Origin of the sequence: Thomasclavelia saccharogumia DSM 17460, assembly GCF_000686665.1 — a bacterium.
GTDB classification, from domain to species: Bacteria; Bacillota_I; Bacilli_A; order Erysipelotrichales; family Coprobacillaceae; genus Thomasclavelia; species Thomasclavelia saccharogumia.
Genome location: NZ_JMLH01000043.1, coordinates 1 through 26388, shown reverse-complemented (window position 1 = coordinate 26388; position 26388 = coordinate 1). Strand labels below are relative to the sequence as shown.

29 protein-coding genes and 1 pseudogene are annotated in these 26388 nt (G+C 31.7%); 1 reads left to right on the top strand and 29 read right to left on the bottom strand.

The window, feature by feature from the left end:
* From BR82_RS16395 to BR82_RS0109880, 23 genes are all read right to left on the bottom strand, one after another.
* On the bottom strand, positions 1 to 333 hold a 333-nt coding region (locus BR82_RS16395), incomplete at its 3' end, for a TIM-barrel domain-containing protein (RefSeq protein ID WP_147590239.1).
* 9 nt (positions 334 to 342) lie between these two features.
* Positions 343 to 1797 carry an alpha-glucosidase domain-containing protein gene (locus BR82_RS15630; RefSeq protein ID WP_027090073.1) on the bottom strand — a complete coding sequence of 485 codons (1455 nt, stop codon included), beginning with the start codon at positions 1795 to 1797 and terminating at the stop codon, positions 343 to 345.
* A gap of 366 nt (positions 1798 to 2163) precedes the next feature.
* Positions 2164 to 3273 carry a carboxynorspermidine decarboxylase gene (gene nspC, locus BR82_RS0109980; RefSeq protein ID WP_027090072.1) on the bottom strand — a complete coding sequence of 370 codons (1110 nt, stop codon included), beginning with the start codon at positions 3271 to 3273 and terminating at the stop codon, positions 2164 to 2166.
* Positions 3273 to 4475 carry a saccharopine dehydrogenase family protein gene (locus BR82_RS0109975; RefSeq protein WP_027090071.1) on the bottom strand — a complete coding sequence of 401 codons (1203 nt, stop codon included), beginning with the start codon at positions 4473 to 4475 and terminating at the stop codon, positions 3273 to 3275. Before BR82_RS0109975 ends, nspC begins: the two co-directional genes overlap by 1 nt.
* Positions 4472 to 5335 (bottom strand): agmatinase, encoded by an 864-nt coding sequence (gene speB / locus BR82_RS0109970; protein WP_027090070.1) that lies wholly within the window; start codon positions 5333 to 5335, stop codon positions 4472 to 4474. Before speB ends, BR82_RS0109975 begins: the two co-directional genes overlap by 4 nt.
* A complete protein-coding gene (speE, locus tag BR82_RS0109965) occupies positions 5325 to 6176 on the bottom strand; it encodes a polyamine aminopropyltransferase (protein ID WP_027090069.1) in 852 nt (283 codons plus the stop codon). The genes speB and speE overlap by 11 nt, the downstream gene beginning before the upstream one ends.
* On the bottom strand, positions 6176 to 7633 hold the full coding sequence (locus BR82_RS0109960) for an aminotransferase class I/II-fold pyridoxal phosphate-dependent enzyme (protein WP_027090068.1): 1458 nt from the start codon (positions 7631 to 7633) through the stop codon (positions 6176 to 6178). Before BR82_RS0109960 ends, speE begins: the two co-directional genes overlap by 1 nt.
* An 8-nt stretch (positions 7634 to 7641) precedes the next feature.
* The gene (speD, locus tag BR82_RS0109955; protein ID WP_027090067.1) at positions 7642 to 8427 is read right to left on the bottom strand and encodes an adenosylmethionine decarboxylase; all 786 of its coding nucleotides are present in this window, start codon (positions 8425 to 8427) and stop codon (positions 7642 to 7644) included.
* 719 nt (positions 8428 to 9146) lie between these two features.
* Positions 9147 to 9545 carry an ATP synthase F1 subunit epsilon gene (atpC, locus tag BR82_RS0109950; RefSeq protein ID WP_027090066.1) on the bottom strand — a complete coding sequence of 133 codons (399 nt, stop codon included), beginning with the start codon at positions 9543 to 9545 and terminating at the stop codon, positions 9147 to 9149.
* Entirely contained in the window at positions 9538 to 10944 is a 1407-nt protein-coding gene (atpD, locus tag BR82_RS0109945; protein ID WP_024722000.1) for a F0F1 ATP synthase subunit beta, read from the bottom strand. The genes atpC and atpD overlap by 8 nt, the downstream gene beginning before the upstream one ends.
* Positions 10945 to 10955: 11 nt before the next feature.
* Positions 10956 to 11813 (bottom strand): ATP synthase F1 subunit gamma, encoded by an 858-nt coding sequence (gene atpG, locus BR82_RS0109940; RefSeq protein WP_027090065.1) that lies wholly within the window; start codon positions 11811 to 11813, stop codon positions 10956 to 10958.
* Between the two features lie 6 nt (positions 11814 to 11819).
* Complete coding sequence (gene atpA / locus BR82_RS0109935) at positions 11820 to 13343, bottom strand: F0F1 ATP synthase subunit alpha (RefSeq protein ID WP_027090064.1); 1524 nt, start codon at positions 13341 to 13343, stop codon at positions 11820 to 11822.
* A gap of 9 nt (positions 13344 to 13352) precedes the next feature.
* Positions 13353 to 13886: a F0F1 ATP synthase subunit delta gene (locus BR82_RS0109930; RefSeq protein WP_027090063.1), complete on the bottom strand. Its 534-nt coding sequence runs from the start codon at positions 13884 to 13886 to the stop codon at positions 13353 to 13355.
* Positions 13886 to 14386, bottom strand: a complete 501-nt coding sequence (atpF, locus tag BR82_RS0109925; RefSeq protein ID WP_027090062.1) for a F0F1 ATP synthase subunit B — start codon at positions 14384 to 14386, stop codon at positions 13886 to 13888. Before atpF ends, BR82_RS0109930 begins: the two co-directional genes overlap by 1 nt.
* A gap of 17 nt (positions 14387 to 14403) precedes the next feature.
* Positions 14404 to 14631 (bottom strand): ATP synthase F0 subunit C, encoded by a 228-nt coding sequence (gene atpE, locus BR82_RS0109920; RefSeq protein ID WP_027090061.1) that lies wholly within the window; start codon positions 14629 to 14631, stop codon positions 14404 to 14406.
* Positions 14632 to 14693: 62 nt separating this feature from the next.
* Positions 14694 to 15353 (bottom strand): F0F1 ATP synthase subunit A, encoded by a 660-nt coding sequence (locus BR82_RS0109915; RefSeq protein WP_027090060.1) that lies wholly within the window; start codon positions 15351 to 15353, stop codon positions 14694 to 14696.
* 13 nt (positions 15354 to 15366) lie between these two features.
* Positions 15367 to 15723, bottom strand: coding sequence for an ATP synthase subunit I (locus BR82_RS0109910; RefSeq protein WP_027090059.1), 357 nt, complete (start codon positions 15721 to 15723; stop codon positions 15367 to 15369).
* Positions 15720 to 15926 (bottom strand): AtpZ/AtpI family protein, encoded by a 207-nt coding sequence (locus BR82_RS17830; protein WP_027090058.1) that lies wholly within the window; start codon positions 15924 to 15926, stop codon positions 15720 to 15722. The genes BR82_RS0109910 and BR82_RS17830 overlap by 4 nt, the downstream gene beginning before the upstream one ends.
* A 40-nt stretch (positions 15927 to 15966) precedes the next feature.
* Positions 15967 to 16590 (bottom strand): uracil phosphoribosyltransferase, encoded by a 624-nt coding sequence (upp, locus tag BR82_RS0109900; protein WP_027090057.1) that lies wholly within the window; start codon positions 16588 to 16590, stop codon positions 15967 to 15969.
* An 11-nt stretch (positions 16591 to 16601) separates the two neighbouring features.
* The gene (locus BR82_RS0109895; protein WP_027090056.1) at positions 16602 to 17840 is read right to left on the bottom strand and encodes a serine hydroxymethyltransferase; all 1239 of its coding nucleotides are present in this window, start codon (positions 17838 to 17840) and stop codon (positions 16602 to 16604) included.
* Position 17841: 1 nt separating this feature from the next.
* The gene (gene rpiB / locus BR82_RS0109890; protein WP_027090055.1) at positions 17842 to 18285 is read right to left on the bottom strand and encodes a ribose 5-phosphate isomerase B; all 444 of its coding nucleotides are present in this window, start codon (positions 18283 to 18285) and stop codon (positions 17842 to 17844) included.
* Entirely contained in the window at positions 18282 to 18887 is a 606-nt protein-coding gene (locus tag BR82_RS0109885; protein WP_027090054.1) for an L-threonylcarbamoyladenylate synthase, read from the bottom strand. The genes rpiB and BR82_RS0109885 overlap by 4 nt, the downstream gene beginning before the upstream one ends.
* Before the next feature lie 88 nt (positions 18888 to 18975).
* Positions 18976 to 19275: an MGMT family protein gene (locus tag BR82_RS0109880; RefSeq protein ID WP_027090053.1), complete on the bottom strand. Its 300-nt coding sequence runs from the start codon at positions 19273 to 19275 to the stop codon at positions 18976 to 18978.
* 206 nt (positions 19276 to 19481) lie between these two features.
* Between BR82_RS0109880 and BR82_RS0109875 the strand changes: the two genes are divergently transcribed.
* A complete protein-coding gene (locus tag BR82_RS0109875) occupies positions 19482 to 19916 on the top strand; it encodes a hypothetical protein (RefSeq protein ID WP_027090052.1) in 435 nt (144 codons plus the stop codon).
* 103 nt (positions 19917 to 20019) lie between these two features.
* Here the strand turns inward: BR82_RS0109875 and BR82_RS0109870 are convergent, their stop codons facing one another.
* The 6 genes and pseudogenes from BR82_RS0109870 to BR82_RS17460 form a co-directional block, all read right to left on the bottom strand.
* The gene (locus tag BR82_RS0109870; RefSeq protein WP_027090051.1) at positions 20020 to 20727 is read right to left on the bottom strand and encodes a hypothetical protein; all 708 of its coding nucleotides are present in this window, start codon (positions 20725 to 20727) and stop codon (positions 20020 to 20022) included.
* A gap of 92 nt (positions 20728 to 20819) precedes the next feature.
* Positions 20820 to 21602 carry a glycosyltransferase gene (locus tag BR82_RS0109865; protein ID WP_027090050.1) on the bottom strand — a complete coding sequence of 261 codons (783 nt, stop codon included), beginning with the start codon at positions 21600 to 21602 and terminating at the stop codon, positions 20820 to 20822.
* A 10-nt stretch (positions 21603 to 21612) separates the two neighbouring features.
* Complete coding sequence (gene pssE / locus BR82_RS0109860) at positions 21613 to 22089, bottom strand: PssE/Cps14G family polysaccharide biosynthesis glycosyltransferase (protein WP_027090049.1); 477 nt, start codon at positions 22087 to 22089, stop codon at positions 21613 to 21615.
* Positions 22089 to 24551 carry a PssD/Cps14F family polysaccharide biosynthesis glycosyltransferase gene (gene pssD / locus BR82_RS15625; protein ID WP_034864681.1) on the bottom strand — a complete coding sequence of 821 codons (2463 nt, stop codon included), beginning with the start codon at positions 24549 to 24551 and terminating at the stop codon, positions 22089 to 22091. Before pssD ends, pssE begins: the two co-directional genes overlap by 1 nt.
* Positions 24552 to 24564: 13 nt before the next feature.
* Entirely contained in the window at positions 24565 to 26061 is a 1497-nt protein-coding gene (locus BR82_RS0109850; protein ID WP_027090047.1) for an LTA synthase family protein, read from the bottom strand.
* A gap of 89 nt (positions 26062 to 26150) precedes the next feature.
* Positions 26151 to 26388: pseudogene (locus BR82_RS17460) on the bottom strand (hypothetical protein); the annotation flags it as partial.

Genomic DNA, 26388 nt, shown 5'->3' with positions numbered 1-26388 from the left:
AATATATGGTTTCTTAGCTTTTGATCCCCAACCATCCATATCTAACATCGTTTGTGTAAATGTTTTAAATTGTAAATCACGAGTTGTAATCAAATCAGATCCGCCAAAGATACCATCAACATCACTACCAATATTTGGATTTCCAGTTAATGATTGACCAATATATGTAGGAATGTGGAAACGAATATATTCCCAGTTACCTCCAGTCTGGTCTCCTGTCCAAATACTTGCATATCTTTGGAATCCTGCCCATCCGTCTAATGATACTACAGTTGGACGTTTTCCACTGCTGGCTAAGATATTGTATCCATCTTTTACTGAATTTAATGCCATTGAATAACCTTATCCTACCCAGGCAACATCAGTTTTTAATGCTGATACACCAGCCACATTAACTTCCTTATTAAAGTCACGTAAATTTTGGAACCCGTTATAGCGTGAATCTTGTTCACTAGCATCAGGTGTCAAAGCTGCCTGTGTCCATAATCCTGAACGAACACCATGATCTTCTGCATATTCAGTGAATTTAGCTAAGTTAGCAACATTAGCATCAACAACACTGTCACGACGAGTTGTATCTTCACCGCTTGTACGTGTTTGATAATAACCGTTTTGGCCATATCCACAACCATAACCATCATTTGGTAAGAACCATCCAAGTGGCATATCATTGTCAACATGTCCATCAATAACAGCTCTTGCTGAGAACTTATATGTATCATCATTTACAGTTCCTTTGAAATTTTCAGCTTCAACACTAGGAGCCTCATTATTCAACGTTTCTGCTGCTGTACCTTCTGGAATTACATATCCTGATGCTTGTCCTAATTCTCGATAAGTTTTACCGTCTTCTAAAACCCAATTTCCACTTGTACTTTCTTGCCAACCGTCACGATTATAGCAGTTTAAATGTGCTAAATAGAAAGCATATTCTGGCAATAACATTGGATTTCCTGTTACATCATAATATTCATTTAATAATGTTTCAGCCTTACCATTTACATCTGCATCATTAGATACGAAGTAATATGCATCAAATTCACTCTCGTTATGAGTAGTTGCAACTACTTCTGCACTTGTTTCACCAAAATCATATTTACCGTCTTGGAAAGTATTTCTTAATACTCCATAACCTTCAGTTGACCAATAGAATGGGTTAGGTGAAGAAACCCCACCATCAGTCCATGAACTTTCATTTACAATATTGATTGATTTACCTTTATGAGTAAAACGTCCGTTTTGAGTACCTCCACCAAAGAAATATTCATCATCTTTAGAATCCAAACTTTGAATTGTTTGATTTCCAATTACTAAAGATTTTGCCTCACTCATAATTGTGTCGCCACTTTTGTTTTTGATAGACATCTTAGCCGTTGCTTTATCTAAAACAATCGTTGCTTCATCAGTGCTAATTTCCCATACTGTACCTTTATCAGATACATTAGCATCTGGATGCGAATATTTATCTGAATCATCAGATTGTGCCTGGATCTTTGCTGTATGTGATTCATATCCAGGAATATCTTTTCTTACTTCAGCATATTCTTCAAACTCACCTGATGGATCTACATTGTAACGGAAGATGCCATTTTCTAAGAAAGTGATTTTCCCTGTAACTGCGCCATTATTATAAGAAATATTGACCACATTACCATCAACACTTACTGAATCAACTGAATTAAGTTGACCGCGAAATTCCTCAGCTGCTCTAATCTGTCCTTTTTGGACTGATAATACTGTACTAAATGCAGTTGCTAAAGATAATGCACTTAATCCAACTTTTTTTAATAACTTCATGTTTTTTCTTTCCCCTTTCATAATTTTTGAACGTACCAATAATTTACAACATTAACATATCAGACGGTATTATATGTCATGTAGAATTATGGATACCTTTCATTATGGATTAATGTGTGATTGTAGCGCTTACATTGTACTTTTTTTCACACATTTCACTATTAATGATAAACTATTTTTTTATTTTTACAATACTTTTCACAAATTCTTAACAATAAAACCAAATTTATTATTAAATAGTACAAATCCATTTTTTATTTCATACTACAAACTTTTAAATATAAAAACGGAAGCAAATATGATCCTTCTTATTTTTAATTATTCTAAGAACCACATAACTTCTTCCTATTAAAAATTTATATAAAACTATGAAAGTCTTTCTTTAAAATCTTGATACCCAAACTCTTTAACGATCTTTATCTGATCTCCATATTTTAAAACAATACTAGGTAAGTTCATCCCATTAAAAGTATTATTTTTTACCATTGAATAAATTGCCATATCTTTAAACCATAACTGCTGTCCTACCTGTAATGGCTGATCAAATGAATAATCACCAATAATATCTCCAGCTAAACAAGTTGGTCCTCCTAAGCGATATGTGTATGTTTTAACATTTGGTAGTGCACTATCGATAATTTCTGGTCGATACGGCATCTCTAATACATCTGGCATATGACAAGCTGCTGAAGTATCCATAATTGCGATATCCATACCATTATGAATAATATCTAGAACACGGGAAACTAGAAACCCAGCATTTAAAGCCACAGCTTCACCTGGCTCTAAATATACTTGTACTTGATATTTTTCTTTTATTTCATTAATAATCTTTATTAACTTTTCAAGATCATAGTCTTTACGAGTAATATGGTGACCACCACCAAAATTCAACCATTTCATTTGTCCTAAATACTTACCAAATTTTTTTTCAATAGCCCTAATAGTAGTTATTAAATCATCGCTGTTTTGCTGACATAGAGTATGAAAATGCAGTCCCTCTATTCCCTCAAGCAGTTCTTCCTTAAAGTTTTCGAATGTTACACCCATTCGTGAAAACTTTGCGCAAGGATCATAGATTTCATGACCTATTTGGGTTGAACATTCAGGATTGATTCTAATTCCACAAGAAGTACTTGTTTGTTTTGCTAGATTTTGATATTTTTGCCACTGATTAAATGAATTAAAAACTACATGATCACAGATATTCATGATTTCTTCAATTTCATCATCACGATAGGCGGTACTAAAAACATGATTTTCTTTATGCATCTCTTCATAGCCAAGCTTAGCTTCATATAGTCCACTAGCAGTTGTCCCATCTAAATATTCAGCTATTAGAGGGTAAACACTGAACATTGAAAAACATTTTTGAGCCAATAGAATTTTACAACCAGTTCGTTCTTTAACCGTATGAAGTATTTTTAAATTTTTTTCTAATAATTGTTCATCAATTAAATAATATGGTGTCTTCATTAATCTACTAATACCGGATTATGATCTTCAATCCATGGCAATCCCCATTTATTTAATGCTTCCATAAATGGATCCGGGTCAAATTCTTCAACATTATAAACACCGGATTTCTTCCATTGACCTTGTAATAACAGCATCGTTCCAATCATTGCCGGAACTCCTGTAGTATAACTAACGGCTTGAGAACCAACCTCCTTATAACATTCCTGATGGTCGCATACATTATATAGATAATATGTTTTTTCTTGACCGTCTTTTTTCCCTTGAAAAATGCATCCAATATTTGTTTTGCCAACTGTTCGTGGTCCTAAGCTGGCAGGATCTGGTAGAACTGCTTTTAAAAATTGCAATGGAATAATTTGTTTACCTTCATATTCAATTGGTTCAATCGATGTCATTCCTACATTTTCTAGGCACTTTAGATGTGTTAAATAGCTTTCGCCAAAAGTCATAAAGAATCTAATTCGTTTGATTCCCGGAATATTTAAACCTAATGACTCCAGTTCTTCGTGATGCAGCAAATACATATCTTTTTTACCAACTTGGGCAAAATCATATTCACGTTTAATTTCCATTGGTTTTGTCTCTACCCAATGTCCATCTTCCCAATAACTTCCGTTAGCAGATACTTCGCGAATATTAATTTCTGGATTAAAATTTGTTGCAAATGGATATCCATGATCCCCACCATTACAGTCTAAAATATCAATATAATTAATTTCATCAAATTCATGCTTTAAAGCGTAAGCACTAAATACACCTGTTACCCCAGGATCAAAACCACATCCAAGAATCGCTGTTAACCCCGCCTGTTCAAATTTTTCACGGTATGCCCATTGCCAGCTATACTCAAATTTTGCTGTATCTTCCGGCTCATAGTTAGCGGTGTCTACATAATGACAACCAGCTTCCAAACAAGCATCCATAATTTTTAAATCTTGGTATGGTAATGCAAGATTCAAAACTACCTCTGGCTGGAAATCTTTCATTAAAGCAACTAGCTCTTCAACATTATTAGCATCAACTTGTGCTGTATGAATAATTGTTTTTGTTTTCCCATCTAACTGCGCTTTTAGTTTATCACATTTACTTTTTGTTCTTGACGCAATCATAATTTCTTCAAATATCTCACTGTTTTGACAACATTTGTGAATCGCTACTGTGGCAACTCCACCACAACCAATAATTAACGTTCTTTTCATTTATTTTCTCCTTTATTCATTGCTAATAATAATTCCCTTAATACTTTGCAAGCAACTGCCGTTGATCCACCACTTTGATCATAAACAGGTGATAATTCATTAATATCCATAGCTACTACATTTAGCTCACTTACAGCAATCATCGCCTCTAAAAGTTCCATAAAAGTCACGCCTCCCGCTTCGGGCGTTCCTGTTCCTGGGAATACACTGGGATCCAAGACATCTAGATCAATTGTAAAATACACCGGATAATCGCGGCATGCCTCAATTGCTTTTGATAGTCCTGTAAAATTAAATTTATTTAAATTAGTATGTTCTCTAGCAAAGTAAAACTCTTCACGCTGACCACTACGAATTCCAAATTGATATATCTTATTATCACCAATTAAATCATATATTCGTCTAATCACAGAAGCATGAGAAAGTTTTTCACCTAAATACTCATCACGTAGATCAGTATGAGCATCAAAATGAATAACACGTATCTCTGGATATTTCTCAAATACTGCCTCAAAGGCTCCTAACGTAACAAGATGTTCGCCACCAATCATACATGGTAATTTATTTGCTTTAATAATCGTTTTTGTCGTTGCTTTGATCATATCTAATGCTTTGCGGGGATTTCCAAATGGTAATTCAAGATCACCACCATCAAAAACTTTAATATCTTCTAAATCTTTATCCTGATAGGGACTGTATGTCTCTAGACCAAATGACTCTTGGCGCATTGAAGATGAAGCAAAACGAGTTCCTGGTCGATATGAGGTGGTACTATCCATTGGGGCTCCAAAGATTACACACTCAGCTTCATCAAACGATGCCTCTAGTCCAATAAACGTCTGTATATTTTTATTCCACATCTCTTAATAACTCCTCTACATAATTTGGTAATGCAAACGAACCTATATGAATGCCACTGTTATAATACTTTGTTTTCATCCCTCGAGCATTCCATTTTGTTTTTTGAAAATCTTTGATGGGATGATATTTTTTTGAAGCAAAACCAAATAACCAATGCCCTGACGGATAGGTAGGAATATGAGCTTGATAGACTCGAGAAATCGGAAAACTTTCAACAATTCGTTTATGAGCCCGTTGCATTGCAACAGCATCTTCTTGATAAAAAGGACTTTCATGTTGATTAACCATAATTCCTGTATCATTTAATGCTTTATAACAGTTGCCATAAAATTCCTTTGTAAACAATCCTTCACCCGGTCCAAAAGGATCCGTTGAATCAACAATGATCAAATCATATTCATTTTCTTTACCTCTAACAAACTTTAACCCATCTTGATAATAGATTTGTAATCGCGGATCATCAAAACAACATGCTGTCATCGGTAAATATTTTTTACTTACTTCAACAACTAACTCATCTATTTCAACCATATCAATCTTTTCAATCGTTTCATAACGGCATAATTCTCTAATTACACCCCCGTCTCCTGCTCCAATTACTAATACTTTTTTGACTTCAGGATGAACTGCCATAGGAACATGAACGATCATTTCATGATAAATAAACTCATCTTTTTCCGTTAGCATCATATAACCGTCTAGCACTAAAAATCGTCCAAATTCTTTTGAATCAAAAATATCAATTCTCTGGAATTCACTTTTTCCACTATATAATTGACAATCGACTTTAATCGAAAGCTTTACCCCTTTAGCATGTTGTTCACTAAACCACAACTCCATTATTCCGCCTCCTCTTTTAAAACATTAAGTTTATTTATTGCCATATCTTCAGGACCAGTCATAAAACATCCTTTTTCTTTAGCATATTGAATATAATCTAGAATTTCTTTCGTGATTCTTTCACCCGGTGCTAAAATTGGAATTCCCGGAGGATAACACATAACGAATTCACTACATATCCGATTAGCACTTTTTTCTATTGGCAATGATTCTTTATCACCATAGAAAGCTTTTTGTGGAGAAATAATTACCTTTGGATTAATATACTCATGATCAAGCATGCCCTCACGATCTTTTTTAAATCTTCTTCTAATTTCTGATAAGGCACCAACAAGTCGTTCAATATTAGCTTCACTATCTCCAACCGAGATATAAGCAAGAATATTTCCAATATCACCAAATTCAATTTGAATCCCATACTCATCTCTTAATAAATCATATACTTCGATTCCAGCCAATCCGATATCAAGTGTAAATATTGATAATTTCGTTACATCAAAATCATAAACACTATCCCCATTGATTAATTCCTTACAATAAGCATAATAATCACCAATCTGATTGATTTCTGCACGTGCGTATCTAGCAAGACGACGAACTCTGTTAAAAATCTCATTACCATGTATCGCTAAATTTTTACGTGACATATCTAAACTTGCCATCAATAAATATGAACCACTTGTTGTTTGTGTCAAATTAATAATCTGACGTACATAATCAGCATTTACATTTTCTCCCAGCAGTAAAAAAGAGCTTTGCGTCAAGCTTCCACCTGATTTATGCATACTGACACTCGCCATGTCTGCTCCAGCCTCCATCGCTGACATCGGCAAATCATCATTGAAATAAAAGTGTGTTCCATGTGCTTCATCTACCAAAGCAAGCATATCATACTTATGGGCCAAGGCAACGATTGCTTTTAAATTTGAACATATTCCATAATATGTAGGATTATTTACTAAGATTGCTTTTGCATCAAGATTATCTTTGATTACTTGCTCTACTTGATCAAGTGACATACCTAGAGATATTCCTAATCGTTTATCAACATCAGGATTTACATAAATCGGAACCGCCCCAGTCAAGATCATCGCATTAATGGCACTACGATGGACATTACGGGGCATAATAATTTTTTCTCCTGCTTTAACGCTTGCCATAATCATACTTTGAACTGCTGAAGTCGTTCCGCCGACCATAAAAAAAGCATGAGCGGCACTAAAAGCATCAGCTGCTAATTCTTCTGCTTCTTTGATTACCGAAACAGGATGACACAAATTATCTAATGGCTTCATTGAATTAACATCGATACTCATACACTTTTCACCTAAAAAATCTGTCAATTCTGGGTTTCCTTTACCGTGTTTATGACCAGGAACATCAAAGGGAACTAAACGTTCTCTTTTCATTTGCTGTAAAGCTTCATAAATAGGCATTCTACTTTGATCTAATTTCATATTGCCTCCTAAAAAATATTACTTCCACTGTAAATCTCGATCATTTCTTGTCGTAAATTATTCGTTATCTCAAGTCTTACCTTTGGCGGTAATTCATAAATATCTGTTTTAAATAAATAGTTTTGTAAATCAATTTCTTTGATCAACATCTTCGTATGGAACAAATTAGCCTGATATACATTAATATCTGTAGCATCATAGTTAAGTAATGTTTTAACATCAATAAACTGTTGAATCGAAGTCATTGGGTTATCCATAAAAAGTTTCTTTCCCTTAATATCCCGAGTAAAACCGCGAACCCGATAATCCATTGTGATAATATCAGAGTCAAAGCTGCTAATTAAAAAATCTAACGTTGACAACGGTGATATCTCTCCGCAAGTAGCCACATCAATATCTACTCTAAATGTCGCTATACTTGTTTCTGGATGATATTCAGGATACGTATGAACAGTAATATGACTCTTATCTAAATGCCCTAAAATAACTCGATCATCAACTTCTTCCATTTTCCCTTGTCGACTTTCTAACATTGTTTCTTCCGCTAATAACATTGTTACACTAGCGCCTTGGGGATCATAATCTTGTTTTGAAACATTTAATACATGAGCTCCGATCATATTAGCTACTTCATAAAGAATATCAGTCAATCGCTTTGAATTATACTGTTCGTCTATGTAAGCAATATAATCTTTTTGTTCCCTTTGACCTTTAGCATAGCAAACATCGTAAATATTAAAACTTAATGATTTAGTTAGGTTATTAAAACCATATAATTTTAATTTTTCATTCATACCAGTTTCCCCTTCTCCATAAAAAAACTCAAGCAGGTACAATCCCACTTGAGTATCAATATGACATATTATTAGAACATCAAAAAATATCCTATATTATTAGCGTCAGAGTCTATATAGCAAGAATTACTTTTACTACTCTTATTGATTGTTTCACAAGTGTGATGTGCCTAAGCACACGGTTGTATAGTCACCAACTCAATGCTAAGCACCTTAGCATCAACTTATAAAATTCGAACTTTCGTTCTATCAATAAGGCAACAAAGTTGCCAATCCGGCATTTGACCTAGCTGTCCGTATGGCTTTTACTTATTAAAGTGGTCAAAAATTCCCGCAAAAATAAACTGATCTTTTGCTCTAAAATGATTATATAGTATTAATTTACAAAAAGCAATATTTTTTTATAAAATAAAATTTAATGTTTAATATACTAAACAACAATACTACTGCATAAAAATTACCACTGTAATCTACACAAGAATTTATTAGATTTAATTAAAAATATTTTAACTCATAAAATAATCTAAAGCACTATATTAATATTATCCCCGTATTTATTTCAACTAATTTTTAGCTTTATTTATTAATTCTGTTTTATTGATCATGTTATATTTTCATAATCAAATTTTATATCATTAAATCCACAAAAACACCTTAAAAATTTTAATATAAAAAAGCTGTAACAATATAAGTAAACAACTTAATCGTTACAACTTCTTTTATAATCCTTTAACATTTATTCTAGTAATTGCTTTTTTAAGAGCAATTTCTGCTCTCAATAAGTCTGTTTGTTCAGTTGCTTGTTTAATTCTTTGTTCAGCTCTAATTTTAGCTTCTTTAGCCCGATTTAAATCAATTTCTTCTTTAGATTCAATTGAATTAGCAATTATTTTCGTTTCATCATCATTAACATATACAAATCCACCGCCAACAGCAAATTCATAACGCTGTTTATCAATAATATAACTCATTTGTGATATTTCAATACCACTAGCAAGAGGCATATGATGAGCTAAGATTCCTACTTGTCCAGCTGTTGTCCGAAGATTTAACTGATCAATTTCCACTTCCTGATAGATACCTTTAGGTGTTACTATTTTGAGCTTAAATTTAGTCATTTGCTAATGTCTTCGCTTTTTCAATAGCTTCTTCAATTGTACCTACATTGTGGAATGCTTGTTCAGGCAAATCATCATGTTTACCTTCAAGAATTTCTTTAAATCCTTTGATTGTATCTTCAACCCGAACATATTTACCATCCATACCAGTAAATTGACTAGCTACTGTAAATGGTTGTGATAGATAATTACGAACCCGACGTGCTCTAGCTACTGTCAATTTATCTTCTTCACCTAATTCATCCATTCCCAAAATTGCAATAATATCCTGCAATTCTTGGAAACGTTGTAGAATTTGTTGAACACCATGAGCTACCTCATAATGTTCTTTACCAACAACTAATGGATCAAGTGCTCTTGATGAAGAGTTCAATGGATCTACAGCTGGATAAATTCCAAGTGCAGCAATTGAACGGTCTAATACTACTTTAGCATCAAGATGAGCGAAAGTCGTTGCTGGGGCAGGGTCAGTTAAATCATCAGCAGGTACATATACTGCTTGAACTGATGTAATTGATCCTTTTTTTGTTGAAGTAATTCTTTCTTGTAAAGCTCCCATTTCTGTAGCTAAAGTTGGCTGATATCCTGCTTGGGAAGGAACACGACCAAGTAAGGCAGATACTTCTGATCCCGCCTGAGTGAAACGGAAGATGTTGTCAATAAATAACAAAACGTCTTGTCCTTGTTCATCACGGAACTCTTCAGCCATTGTAAGACCCGTAAGAGCTACTCTTAAACGAGCTCCAGGTGGTTCATTCATCTGTCCAAACACTAAAGTTGTTTTTGATAAAACGCCACTTTCTTTCATTTCATAATATAAGTCATTTCCTTCACGGCTACGTTCACCAACTCCGGCAAAAACTGATAAACCACCATGTTCAGTAGCGATATTATTAATAAATTCTTGAATTAATACTGTTTTTCCTACACCGGCTCCACCAAATAAACCGATCTTACCACCTTTAATAAAGGGACAAATCAAATCTACAACTTTGATTCCTGTTTCTAAAATCTCTGTTTCTGTTCTTTGTTGTGCATATGTAGGCGCACTGCGGTGAATAGGCATCTTTTTAACTTCATTACCCAAAGCCTCTTTTCCATCAATTGGCTGTCCTAAAACATTAAACATTCTTCCTAATGTTGCATTACCTACAGGAACAGAAATTGGATGTTGGGTATTAATAGCATCCATTCCTCTTTTTATCCCATCAGTAGGTCCCATAGCAACACATCGAACAACATCATCTCCAATATGTTGAGCTACTTCGACTACCAATAGTTCTTCGCCATTTTGAATTTCAATTGCCGTATTTAATGATGGTAAATTGTTATCACTATCAAATTGAATATCTATTACTGGTCCTTTAGCACTAATTACTTTACCAATTTTTTGTGACATACAGCACCTCCTTATTGTGCATTAGCTCCGGCTACGATCTCACTAATTTCATTAGTAATCGCGGTTTGTCGAGCTTGATTGTATTTTAATAATAATTGTTCTGTAAGTTCATCAGCATTATCATTAGCATTTTCCATCGATGTTCTTCTAGCCGCATTTTCACTAGTTGCAGATTCAATAATATACCCATATATTACTGCTTGAAGATACATTGGAATTAAACTATCTAATACTTCCTCTGGACTTGGTTCAAACAATGTTGCTTTATTTGAAATCTCTATATCATCGAATTCATCAGGATCAATAGGTAATAAAGTAACAATACGTGGTTTAAACGTTAAATTATTAATAAATTCTGTATAAACAATCTTAATCTTACTAATTTCTTTTTCACGATACATTTTTGTTAATTCAGCAACTAATTTAGTTACGTCTTTAAAATCAAATGTATTATTTAAATCTTCAAATTTATGATCGGTAACTCCTTTATGATTCTTCAATAGATAACTAGTAGCTTTAGAACCAATACTATAAACATAATCCCCAGGTTTAATTACACCTTTAATTTCTTTAAAGATATTAGCATTATAGCCACCACATAATCCTAAACTTGAGGCAATAACTATATATACTTCTTTTTCTACATCATTATTTTCAGTTAAATAGACACTATCATTATTTCCCTTACAATTAGCTAAAATTTCCGCTACTGTTAAAGCCACATTTGTATAATAGGGTTTCGATTGTTCTAATTGATTCCGCGTCTTACGAAGTTTAGATGTTGCAACTAATTCCATCGCTTTAGTAATTTTCTTAGTCGATTCAACTGATTTAATTCTTCGTTTGATTTCTTGCATTCCTCCAGGCATAGTAAACTACCCCTTTGTTTGAGTTTTTTCAAATTTCGATACAAAAGCACTCATAACTTCTTTCATCTGTTTTTCTAAATCTGCTGAAATTGCTTTTTTCTCATTAATTTCATTAACGATATCTTTTTGTGTCATCTCAATATGTTCAACTAATTGATCCATGAAAGTAGAAACCTGATCTACTTCAATTGTTTTAGTAAAGCCATATTTTAACGCAAACAGTGTAATAACTTGAGTAGCAACACTACGTGGTGAATATTGTGCTTGTTTCAAAACCTCACGCACTTTAGCACCATGATCTAATGTCGCTTTAGTCGCTGCATCTAGATCTGAACCGAACTGAGCAAATGCCTGCATTTCAGCATATTGTGCTAATTCTAATTTTAATGAACCAGATACTTGTTTCATTGCTTTGATTTGCGCTGCTGAACCAACACGGCTTACAGAAAGTCCGGTATCGATTGCTGGTCTAAATCCAGCATTAAATAATTCTTGCTGTAAGAAAATTTGTCCATCTGTAATTGAAATTACATTAGTTGGAATATATGCTGAGATATCTCCGGCTTGTGTTTCAATAATTGGTAAAGCCGTAATTGATCCTCCACCATTTTCTTCATTTAATCGGCAAGCTCTTTCTAATAATCTAGAATGTAAATAGAAGACATCTCCAGGATAAGCTTCACGTCCTGGTGGTCGTTTTAATAATAATGATACGGTACGATAAGCTACTGCATGTTTTGATAAATCATCATAAACAATTAGAACATCCTTACCTTGATCAAGCCATTCTTCAGCAATAGCACAACCTGCATATGGTGCAATGTATTGAACAGGCGCCAATTCACTGGCGGAAGCGGAAACAACAGTTGTGTATTCCATTGCGCCACCTTTACGTAATTTTTCAACAATTTGAGCAACTGTTGAATTTTTTTGCCCAATAGCTACATATACACAATAAATATTTTGGCCTTTTTGATTTAAAATCGTATCAATAGCGATTGCTGTTTTCCCAGTTTGACGGTCACCGATAATCAACTCACGTTGCCCACGTCCAATCGGAATAATTGCATCAATTGATGTAATTCCTGTTTGTAACGGCTGATCAACTGATTTTCTAGTCATAACCCCACTAGCTACTCTTTCAATTGGACGAGAATGAGCTGTAACGATTTCACCATTTCCATCAATTGCTTGTCCTAAAGGATTAACAACCCTTCCTAACATTTCATCTCCAACTGGTATTTCCATGATCTTTCCTGTACGTTTTACTTCATCGCCTTCTTTGATCGTACTTTCAGATCCAAGCAGTACGGCTCCAACACTATCTTCATCCAAATTCATAACCATCCCATATACATCATTAGGAAAAGCTAATAATTCACCTAACATGGCATTATCTAATCCATGAATTAAACTAACACCATCTCCAACTGTCATAACCGTACCTACATCCTTAAGTTCGATTACATCATCAAAATGTTTAATTTGTTCTTTAATTAAAGCACTAATTTCATCTGGTCTAAGCCCCACTATTTTCACCTACTTTCTTAATAGTTCTTTTTTCAATAATGAAACTTTATTTTTAATAGAGCCATCAAAAACTCGATTATTTATTTCTACTTTAATTCCACCAATCAATGATGGATCTTTAACAACTCTTAAATGAATTGTTTTATTTTCTTTTTTACTTAAAGCTGTTTCAACTTCTTTAACTTCTGCATCACTAATATCATAACTGGCATATAAAATACCTTCTTGAATTCCAAAATATTCATTAGTTAAAGATTTGAACGCTTTAATTATTTCCATAACATAACGCATTCTTCTCTTTTTTACTAAAAGTTTTAAAAAATTAACAACATAATCATTAACCTGACCTTTAAAACCTTTATCTAATAAAGCACATTTAGTCTCATCGTCAATTAAAACATGACTAAAAAATGGAACAAAATTTGGATCACTTTCAAAAACTTCTCTAATTAAATCAATATCTTTAACATATGCTTCAATTTGATTCATCTCTACAGCTAAATCAAACAATGATTCCGCATATCTAAGTGCTACAGCTTCCACTAATTAACCACTTCTTCAACAAAGTCTTCAACTAAAGCCTTGTTTGTTTTTGTATCCATATCCTTGTTCATTACCTTAGTAGCCACATCAATTGCAATTTCAACGATTTCTTGCTTCATTTCGGCTTTAGCTTGGGCTTTTTCCGCTTCAATTTCGCGACGCGCTTGATCCATTTTAGCTTTATATTCTTTATTTGCATCTTCCTGGATAGCAGCTTTCGTCTTTAAAGCATCCTCTTTAGCCTGAGCTACAATATCACGATATTCCACTGCTGCTTGACGGGCCTGTTTATCACTTTCTTCCATCAAAGCTTTAGCTTTAGCATTCATTTCTTTAGCTTCATTAACAGTTCCTTCGATATAATCAGCTCTTTTAGCAAAATAATTTTGTACCGGAACCCATAGATATTTTTTAAAAACGAAGAATAAAACACCTGTTGATAGTAACTGAACAATAATTGTTGTTACATTAGGAAATAATTTTATTTGAATATCAGGCATAGATATTCCTCCTCAAATTAATATACGAATAATAAGATCAATGAAATCAATAATCCATAAATAGCGGCTGTTTCAGTTAATGCAATCCCTAAGATCATCATTGTTCTGATTTTACCTTCCATTTCTGGATTTCTACCTAAAGCTTCTACTGCTTTACTTGCACAAATTCCTTCACCGATACCAGTACCTAAACCAGCACACACTGCAATACCAGCACCAATAGCTATTAAACCTACATCTGTCATTAATTTTTCCTCCAATATTTCTTTTTTTTCTATATTCTAACTAGATAAATCTAGGTTAGATCTTATTCATCATCGCTATTTTCCATCATAATTAAAATGGATGATAGCGTAACGAAAACTAAAGTTTGTATACATCCTGAAAAAATATCAAAATAGCAATGTAATATAGGGGCAATAATAGGCCCTAAAAAGTTAAAGTTTATAACATGATACGATATCCATGCTGTAAACTGATATACTAAGGCCATTAAAATTGAACCACTTAAAATATTTCCAAATAAACGCATTGAAATAGAAATCAATGGTGATATTGTACTTAAAATATTAGTTGGTGGCCAAATAATATCCCATATATATTTAAAAAAACCTTTTTTCTTTAAAGCATTATATTGAATTAGCACAAAAGTAATAGCTGTCATCGTTAAAGTTATGGAAAAATTAGAAGTTGGTGCTTCAAATCCAATTAGACCACTTAAGTTACTAACCAATATATAACAAAATACCATTGCAAAATACGGATAATAATTTTTTGCGAACTTCTTGGGCATAATTGTCTTCATATAATCATCAAATATCTTTACACCTGTTTCTACAACTAGAACTATTCCCTTAGGTTTAGCAGTAGGATCAGCGATAGCTACCTTTTTTCCAGCATAAACAAAGAAAATACCTAAAGCTATCATGATAACTAATGAATATATTAATTCTGCCTGGATAACCACTTATCTCACCTCCTTATTGGCGATTCAAAAAGCCTAAAATTCCAATCGTTATTCTAATTACAAAATAACCAAAAAAAACACTTATTAAGTTAAATATGTTATCTAATTTAATTGCCAGAATAAATCCTCCGACATACAACAACATTTTTAAAATGAACATCATTACTACATATTTAATTGTCTGCCCCATCTTTAAAATAAAATCGGACATTAAAATAATAATATAAAAAGACAAAGCACTAACAATATATCCTAGGATAAACCCTAAAGGAAAACTGATTTGTTTTAAGATTACTCCTATGATAATAAAGATCAATAATCCACCTATAAATACTTTTACAGATTGTTTTAAAACATCTTTTTCATTCATCGTTTTCCAGCTCCTAAAAGTATCTTTATGACATAACCAAAAGCTACAAATAACAATATTAGTAAGATAGCTGGTCGCGTTTTAAAATATTTATCTAATTGCATTCCTATAACTACAGCCAACAGAAAAATTCCAATTATTTGAAAACCCAACTGTAAACAAAAGAATAGATCCTTTAATAATTTTTTCTTTTCTTGATTCATATGCTAATTATGTAACTTTCGATAAAATAATATTCAATTATTAATCAGTTCCAAATAAACGATCACCAGCATCCCCTAAACCAGGAACGATATAACCATGCTCGTTTAACTTTTCATCTAATGCTGCAAGAGTAATATTAACATCAGGATGCTCTTTTTCAATTAAGGCTACACCTTCAGGAGCCCCAACCAGACAAACTAATAAAATATTTTTTGCACCACGTTCTTTAATATTTTGAATTGCCATTGAAGCACTACCCCCTGTAGCTAACATTGGATCAACAACAATGACCAATGAATCTTCTAAACCACTAGGAAAGCGCGCATAATATTCATGGGGAATAAGTGTTTCTTCATCACGATACATTCCAATATGCCCAATCTTTGCAGTTGGAATAATATCTCTAAAACCATCAACCAACCCAATTCCAGCCCGTAATATAGGAACTAAAACAATTTGCTGGTCTATTTCTTTTCCTACCATTTGACAAACAGGTGTTTCAATTACTTTATCTCTAATTGGTACATTTCTTGTTACTTCATACGCCATTAATTTAGCAATTTCATCTAAATTTTGTTTAAATATGTATGTTGATGTGTTTTTATCACGCATAATTGTGAGTTTGTGCTTAATTAATGCATGATCTAATACTGTTGTTGCCATCTATTATCCTCCTAAATATACTTTATATCTTTATACATTGTCACTTTATCTGTTAAAGCTTTCACTCGTTTTAAACATTCTTCTTTAACTTCATCTGTTTCTTCATTTTTTAAACGATATGCAATAATTTTACCAACTTCTTTAAAATCTTCTTCTTTAAAACCTTTTGTTGTCATCGCTGGCGTACCAACACGAATACCACTAGCTTTAAATGGTTTTTCAGTATCGTATGGGATTGCATTTTTATTAGCTGTAATATTAATTTCATCTAATAAACGTTCTGCTTTTTTACCTGAGATTCCACAGCTTGCTTTTACATCGATTAAGATCAAATGATTATCAGTTCCATTAGCAACTAATCTAAATCCTTCTTCCTTTAATGATGTTTCTAAAGCTTTAGCATTTTTAATTACCTGAGTGGCATATTCTTTAAATTCTGGCTGCATTGCTTCATAAAAACAAGCTGCTTTAGCTGCAATAATATGCATTAATGGACCACCCTGCATACCTGGAAAAACTGCTCGATCAATAGCAGCTGCTAATTCTGCTTTGCACATGATTGCCCCGCCACGAGGTCCTCGCAATGTTTTATGTGTAGTAGTTGTTACGATGTCGGCATGTGGAAATGGTGAAGGATGTAATCCAGCAGCTACCAAACCTGCAATATGCGCCATATCCACCATAAATAAAGCTCCAACTTCATGAGCACATTTAGCCATGTATTCAAAATCAATAATTCTTGAATAAGCACTTGCTCCAGCCACAACTAATTTTGGTTTAATTTCTTGACATTTTTTTCTAAAATCCTCATAATCAATAGTTTCAGTTTCCCTAGTTACACCATAACTATGAAACTCATAATTTATTCCTGAATAATTCAAAGGATGTCCATGAGTCAAATGACCACCATCAGCTAAAGACATTCCTAAAACTTTATCACCATGATTTAATAAAGCCATGTAAACAGCTGTATTGGCCTGAGCTCCACTATGTGGCTGAACATTAGCATACTCAGCACCATATATTTTACAAAGTCTTTCTTTAGCTAGTGTTTCCACTTCATCGACAAATTTACATCCACCATAATATCTTTTTCCAGGATATCCTTCGGCATACTTATTGGTAAGTACACTTCCTGCTAATTCTAAAATTTCTGGTGAAACAAAATTTTCAGATGCAATCAACTCAATGTTGTTTCTTTGACGATTTAATTCTCTTTCAACGCTTTCAAATACAGCAATATCTTTCATTTTATTCATTCCCTTCGTAAGCCATCATTTTTGCAATTCTTTGATCATGACGCCCACCTTCATATTCGCCTTCAAGCCAGGCTATCAAAATTTCTAAAGCTAATCCCTCACCAATAACTCTTTGTCCCATAGCAAGCATATTGCTATCGTTATGAGCTCTGGTCATTTTAGCGCTATATACATCATGACATAGTGCACATCTAATTCCTTTTACTTTATTTGCAGTAATACAAACACCAATACCGGTTCCACATACAACAACCCCCCTGTCGCATGTGCCATTGGCTACTGCTTTCGCTGCTTGTCCTGCAAAATCTGGATAATCACAACTATCTTCGGTATATGTTCCGAAATCTTCTACTGTGTAACCATTAGTTTCTAAATAGTTTTTTAAAACATTTTTTAATCTTAATCCACCATGGTCACAAGCCATCGCAATTTTCATTTAACTACCTCCGTGATTTGTTCCTTAGAAATATCACCAGTTCGCAATATCTCTATTTTACCCTTACTTAACTCAACAATCGTACTAGCCTTTTTACTGATACATTCACCCTCAACGATCATTGGAATCTTACCATCAAATACTTTTTTTACAGCTTTATCATCAACAAGACTAGCTTCACCAGATAGATTAGCGCTAGTTACTAACATTGGTCCCGTTAGATTCAATAAAGCTAAAACAAATGGATCATCAGGAATTCTAATTCCAATCGTATCAAGAGATGCTGTAAAATAATCATCAATAAACGGGCGTTTTTTTAAAATGATAGTGATCATGCCTGGCATAAAAGCATCAATAATTTTTTTGGCTGCTTCATTAATATAAGCATATCTTTCAATATCTTCTGGCTTAGCGATCATCATTGAAATCGCCTTGCCTTTATCACGATGCTTTAATTCATATAATGCATCTAATGCCTGATGAGAGCCAAATTTAACTCCCAATCCAAAAACAGTTTCAGTTGGAAAAGCGACAACTCGATTATCGCTAATTAACTTAGCGATTTGTTCTATGTCTTCTTTTTTAACCGAAACTGTATTCATGATATCACCTCATTTGCCCCATTATACAATAAATAATTATAAATTTGTAGTTATTTTATAGATATTTTAAGTATCATAATTATAACTTCTATTTTACCTGCCATCGACATTCTTTCATATCAACGTTACCATTAGCTTTAAATTTAACTCCTTCTTGTAATAATAAATAGCGCTGCTCATGCCAGTTTGGCACTAGACGTCCTACACTGTTTACTACGCGATGACATGGGTAATTACCATATAGTGAAGAAAAACTTAGAATCTTTCCTACTAACCGAGCATTATGTTCACGACCAGCCAAAGCTGCTATTTGTTTATAGCTGGCTACCTTCCCCTTGGGGATTTCTGATACGATTGCTAATACTTGATAGATTAAATCTTCATTCATTTGTTTCTCCCCTTTGTTTTAATACTCCATTTTATAAAAAATATTTATAATCTATTTTAATCCTTTTTTACAAAATTTCATCATTTTTTTATCAAATATCGCACCTAAATTTTTAGCCATAATTCCAACAAAAATTTAAGTTAATTTACTTTTTAGTTTCTTTAAGATATAATATATTTAAGCAAATATAAAGGATGGAGTATAGAATGAAAAATTTTGGGAAATTATTATTAACTTTATTACTATGTTTTAGTGTTGTTGGATGTTCTAATAGCAAAAGTACAGAAAACATTACTAAAGAATTAAAAGAAGCTGGATATACTATTAAATATAATAGTGATGAGTATACCACTGTTACAGTAAGCGAATCAAGTGGCGGAAAAGAAAAAAGTCAATATATTGGATATGTTGAAGATGATACAATTTCATCTATTGCTTATATTGAACTACCTGAAGATTCAGAAAATTATGAAGACATGATAATTGGTTTTATCTATGCTAGTGAAGATAGTGATTCTGAAGTAACAGATACTGTTAAAGAAGCTGCTGAAAAAAAATTGGAAAAACTAGATTTAACTATAGATGATTTAGTTGATTATTTTTTAGACATTCATAAAGATAAAGGCGAATCATTAAATTAAATTACAAAAAAAGACCACAATGACAATGTCATCTTAACTTAACGACATTGCTGCAGTGGTCTTTTTTGAATATAAATCAAAAGATTCCATGTTGGAATCTTTATTAATCTTCTGGATATGTAATAGCTACTCTTGTTAAGATACCTTTTTGGTTTTCAGTAACCATTTCATATTTATAACCCTGGTCATCACTATAATGTAAATGACCATCAGTATTTTGTTGTGCTGCTCCAATTAATTTATAAATTTTATTACTTGTATATTTACCATCCATAGGAATTTCTTCATCTTCATTAGTAATAAATACAATAGAATCTATACCATGATGATTTTCTTCTTCAGTAATAGTATCATAATCTAAAGTTATCTGTGTCACCTTACAATCAGCAACTGGTAAATCATCATCAGTATCATTTTTATAACGAATACCAAACCATTGCCAATCATTTTCAGAATCATCTAAATAAACTTTTAGGAAAGCAACCATTGACGATACACCTCCAGCATTTAAATCAGGGGCTTCATCAACTGTTTTACCTGTGTCACCTAATTCTACTTTTGTTCCTATTTTTTCTAAATATCTAACATATTCACCAACAGTCTCTGGCAAACATACATTTTCATCCTCAATCGTAAAATACTTGATTAATCCATTTGATTCAGTAAATGGTCTTTCTTCTTGGGTACCATTGTTATCAGTAGTATTTGTTTGATTATCATCAGTACCTGTTTTTGAATTATCCTCGCTACAAGCAGTTAACCCAAACATCAAAATTAGTGCTAAACTTACACTTAATACTTTCTTTAGCATAGACTATCTCCTTATTTTTTTATACAAAAAACATTATAAATTCTTTTTTCGATTTTATCTACCATTTTTACAATAAATATTCAAAAAATTTATTAATTATTACTATCTTCAGACTTTACATAAAATCTATTAATAAGTTTTGAAATAGACTTAGGCCAAAATCTTTGAAACATTACTAGATCTTCTTTTGTTCTGATTCTTTCATTAATAATTTCTGTTGTCGTTGATTCTTCATGAACACGATGTCCCATCAATGGTTTATTAACAAAAGTAAATTTACCCTTTTTTAAAGATAGTTTTTCCCAGGCAAACCAATCAACATTACAAACAAAATCACATTTAAAAATATCTTTTGTTTTAATATTATCTTTTATAAAAGTAACTGCTGGACAACTAATAGCATTCCCGAAGCGAAGCGATAATCGTTTACCAAATTTAGTTGAAGCTAGTTTTCTGCTTCTAAGAGGAAATAAAAGAATTCTTTTAATTTTCAAATTTGTATTTGAATATACCTTACCCTCTGTTCTAATTTCATAATAATCACTAAATACAATTAAAGAATCTTGATTCTTTTGATATGCTTTAACAATTGCATCTGCATATTCATAATCATAGATATCATCCTGATGAGCAACTGTTGTTAGTTTTGTTTTACCACAAGAAATGGCAAAATCAAAATCATAGCCAATCCCTTGACTAGGATTTTGATTTATTAATATCTCTAAAGAATATTTATTAGCAATATTTTTTATATAATCATTAGGTGTAGATGTAGCTATAACAACTTTACTAGGATACTTTTGATTTAATACTGATTTAATACAATCTTCTAAATATTCTGATTCTTTATATGCTAATACAACAAATGTATGCATGATTTCCCTCCTAAATATTATTGATGAAATTTATGATTTCATCAATAATTCCTTGTTTTTCTGTTCTATATTCTTTTGGTTCAAAAGTATGAGCCTGATTAACTATTTCGTCAAGTTTACTTAAATCATTACAAGGAATAATATACCCTTGTTTATTAAAACGCTCCATGATCTGTACCTGATGATCATTATTTTGTTCTTTGTATTTACCTAATCTAGGTACAACGATCGTCCGTTTTTTTTGTTTTAATGATGCAACTATTGCTCCAACTCCAGCATGAGTTATAACTAAATCTGCAATTTTGATTTGATGATTTAATTCCTCTTCACTGTAATATTCTTGACAATTGATTCCTTGATATGTACCTTTTGTATACCCTAATTGAACATATACATCGTTTTCTTTAACAAATTTTGATTCCAAAATTGCATTTAATAAACGATCAAAGCGTTTATCCTGAGTTCCAAACATAACAAAAATTCTCATTATTTTAAACCTCCTCGATATTTAGCTTTTGGGTATAATTTCAACATATCTTCCCACTGTACCAAAAATAAATCTGCAATTGGATATACTAACTTACCTGATAATGTTTTCGTTGTAATATTAGCAAAAGTTTCAATAAAAATAACTTTTTTACCAAACATTTTTGCAATATAACAAATTGGTACTGTTGTATGGGCTCCAGTAGCTATTACCAAATCTGGCTTAACTTTTAAATAAGCTTTAAAACTTTTAAAAATATTAATTGGAAAATTACATAAAAATTTAAATAAATGTTCTTTAGTTCCAGCTGGCATATACCATGATCTCGATTTATTTTTCTTTTTATAATCTTGCATCATTTCATGATCTTCTGTAATTAAAAATGAATTATAGCGTTCCATCAATTCTTTTAACTCACATAATTCGCTAAAATGACCACCTGCTGAAGAAGTAAAAATAACTCGTGTTTTTAAATCGTGGATATTAAAATTTTTGAATGTTTCTATCCATTGTTGTTTAACATTTTGATATGAAAACTGTTGAGCTTTTTTTATTGCATTCTCAGAGATTTCTTTTGGTAGTTGATTCAATATAGCGACTATCTTATTAGCCATTTCATCAATATTTCTATCTTTGATAATAAATCCATCTTTTTCATTATCAATTATATCTAGCGATCCTTTCGCACTATCGAATGATATACATGGTATTCCATAACTCATCGCCTCTAATAATACCAGCCCAAAACTTTCATAATGAGACGTGGTAACAAACACATTAGTGTCCTTCAATACTTTCTTTTTCTTTTCTCCTATAGTATTACCAAAAAAAGTTACTGCTTTACTTATTTGCAATTGATCAGCTAAAGCAACTAAATTAGTTCTTTCTTCACCATCACCTAAAATATTAAGTTTTGCTTCAGGAACTTTTTTTAGTACTTTTTCAAAGACCCTTAGCATATCATCATACCCTTTTTCTTTAGAAAGTCTACCCATTACAGTAATTTGTTTTGTGTTTAAAGATGCTTTTTCGTCGGCTATTTCATCAATACATGGTGATAAATATAAACATTGTGGTCCAGTTAAGTATTCTTTATAAAATTCATAGATTGATTTTGAAGGTGGGATAAATAAATCAAATTTTTTAACTGCTTTATATACTTTCTTAGCGTAATTAGGGCTTCTATCGGGATGACAATGTTCCCAAGCAATCAGCAATTTATTCTTTTGATATTTTGAAAAGGCTTTATTAAAAGCAAGCGTTGTTGAAACGATAATATCGCCATCATTATCTTTGGCTGCTTGTTTTATTAAATTTCTTTTTTTCAATACTATTTTTAAAGATTTGACACCTTCTGTAATAATTTTTTTAATATGCTTATTTTTAAATGCTAATTTTAATTCTTCTTTATTAGGTTTTAAATCGTTAGAAAGATATGTAACTTTTACTCTTTCATCAATATAGAAAGAAGGTTTACATAATTCATAGACATTAACGATTTCAACATCATAGTCGTCTACAAGCATATTTGCAAGAGAGCAAATTGCTTTTTCAATTCCACCTACTTTTAAATGTAATGATAAAATTGTTACTTTTTGTTTAGAGCGATTGTGTTTATTAACAATCTTTTTATCAGTTCTTAAATAAGCAAAATTACAAGCCCAGTTTGCAGTTCTTTTTAGTCGCTTTAATTTATGTTTAGAATGTTTAAAACATACTTGATGATAATATATTTGCGAATCTTTTAAAATTCTCATTTTACGATAGCGATTAATATTTTTATCAATCGTTACTGCATGATTATGAATAATTTTGACATTATTTAATACACATACTTTTAATCCTGCTTTTTTAGCTTTAGCACATAAAATATCTTCTTCATAATACAGAAACGTTCCCTCATCAAAAAAACCAATCTTATCAATTACTTCTTTTTTTATTCCAAAAAAACAGCCTGAAATACAGTCTACAGGTGAATATATTCCTCGATAATAACGTTTAGGATATTTAATCATTTTTTTAAAAAACCTATTAATCATTGGATAATTATCATAAATATCATAATTTATTGTTCTTTGTTTCCAGCCATGATTAACTTCACCGTGTTCACTAATCGTTGGTCCCAAAATTTGATACTCATTTAATGAGTTCATATAGGCTATAAAATCAACTAAGTTACGTTTATCAACAATAATATCAGGATTAGCAACTATATAATTATCATAGTTCTGTTCGTATAAATACTTTAATCCAGCATTATTACCAGCTGCATATCCTAGATTATTTTCTAATGCAATCAATTTAATATTTTCTATTTTCTCTAACTGACTTAAAGAATCATCTGTTGACCCATTATCAACTACTACGATTTGATTAACTACATCATAACTATTAATATCATTTACAAACTTAACTGTTTCTTCTGCATCATTATAATTTAAAACAACTATACCTGTTTTCACTATTTTCACCACCTTAATCTTCCATACGTACAATTGTAGTATTATAAAAATCTGATGTTTTTTGAACTTCTTTATTTAATGCCTCAAACCCTATTTCTTCCATCAGTGTCTGTTTGTCAGAAAATAAATTCGTTCCTAATCCTAAGCGCTCACCATCAATTTTAGCTCCCATGGCAGCTAAAATCGTTGGATACATATCCATCGTACTAAATTTTCTATTTTTATTATTTTCTGTTTCTACAGCGCTATTAATAATACAATTATATGGTGTTCTAATATAATCTTTATCAATATTAGTAAAAAATTTCTCAGACATACTATTATGATCTCCAGTAATAACAATCGTTGTATTTTCATACCATGATTGTGTTTTACACCAGTTAATAAATTCACTTACTTGTTTAGATTGACATTCAATAACATTTGCATATTGATCATCATACTTATTATCGCATAAATCACATAAATATCCATCCGGTGTATGAGTATCGATAGTTGTAATCTCAATATTAAATGGTTTACCTCCATTAGCTAGTTCTGTTATATCTTCTTTAGCAAATTCAAATAATTTAGCATCTTCAATTCCCCAAAACACAAAATAATCATCAGGTATTTTACCATTTTCTTTAAAATAATCATAATCAACGATTTTATAATTTCCATGTTGTTTATAAAAATTAGATGTACCACCAAAATCAGCATCAGAACCACAAATAAATTCATTAACATACCCATTTTTTTCTAGCACTTCGCCAATTGCATAACCTCCTGATAAAAACTTGCTATCTTGATCATATTTTTTATCCTTAAAAGACAGCGTTAAAGGAACTCCCATATTCATCGATACTTGTGCAGCAATCGTCCATTGGGTTCCATCAACTGTTAGACTACCACCAATACTATCATTATTAGAAAAATTTATATTTTCTTTAGCAAGGTTACTCAATTCTGGTATATAGTTTATTTCTTCAGCTCCCCCTTGATCAAGACTGGCATAAGTATTTTCAACTGATTCTAAGTATAAATGAATAAGATTTCTTTTTTCTTTAGTAAAAGTAATCTCTGTTTCACTTGGGTCAACATAATAAGCTTCATATATATCAGTTTTTTGAAAAGCATTAACAATATAACCGTATATATCATAATTATGAATTGTAAAAATTAAAGAGCTGATCAAACAAATTATTCCCCATTTAACAAAATTTTTTCTTATAAAACAATATACTTTATATCCATACTTTTTTATTACTCGATACAAATTAAAGACAATAATATTTTGTAATGTCATAATAAGAATACTAATTGGTACACAAAAAATAAACCAATCTAAATATATACCATTATCAGTTCCTTCCATTGGTACTTTTAAATGAAATATAATTTGATTAAGCGTTTTTACTGAGAAAGTTCTATTTCCCCAAATAATTGAAGTAACAATCAATGAACTTATAAATACTAATAAAGAACCAATTATTGTTTTTTTATTTATATTTTTTAATTTATTTTTCATTGCTATTCCTCTTTAAATTTATTTCTTTAATATTCTATCATATTAATAACAATTAATAAATAAAAGAAAAAAGTGAAACTATGTTTCACTCAGGGTGTTGACAAAAGAGTGGTATAAAAACTAATTTTAATGTTTTTATACCACCTTTTTTGTTTTTTTGATATATTGTTTAATTTTATCACTTTATTTTCTTCGCTTTTTTCCTGTTTTAATAGCTTCTCTTTCTTATCTCTCCACAGCCATCTTGCCATTTTCCTTAAATTATGGCACGCAAAAATGAGCACTGCCTGCTGTCCGTTTTTTCTCAGTCCTCTTACCCGCGTATAT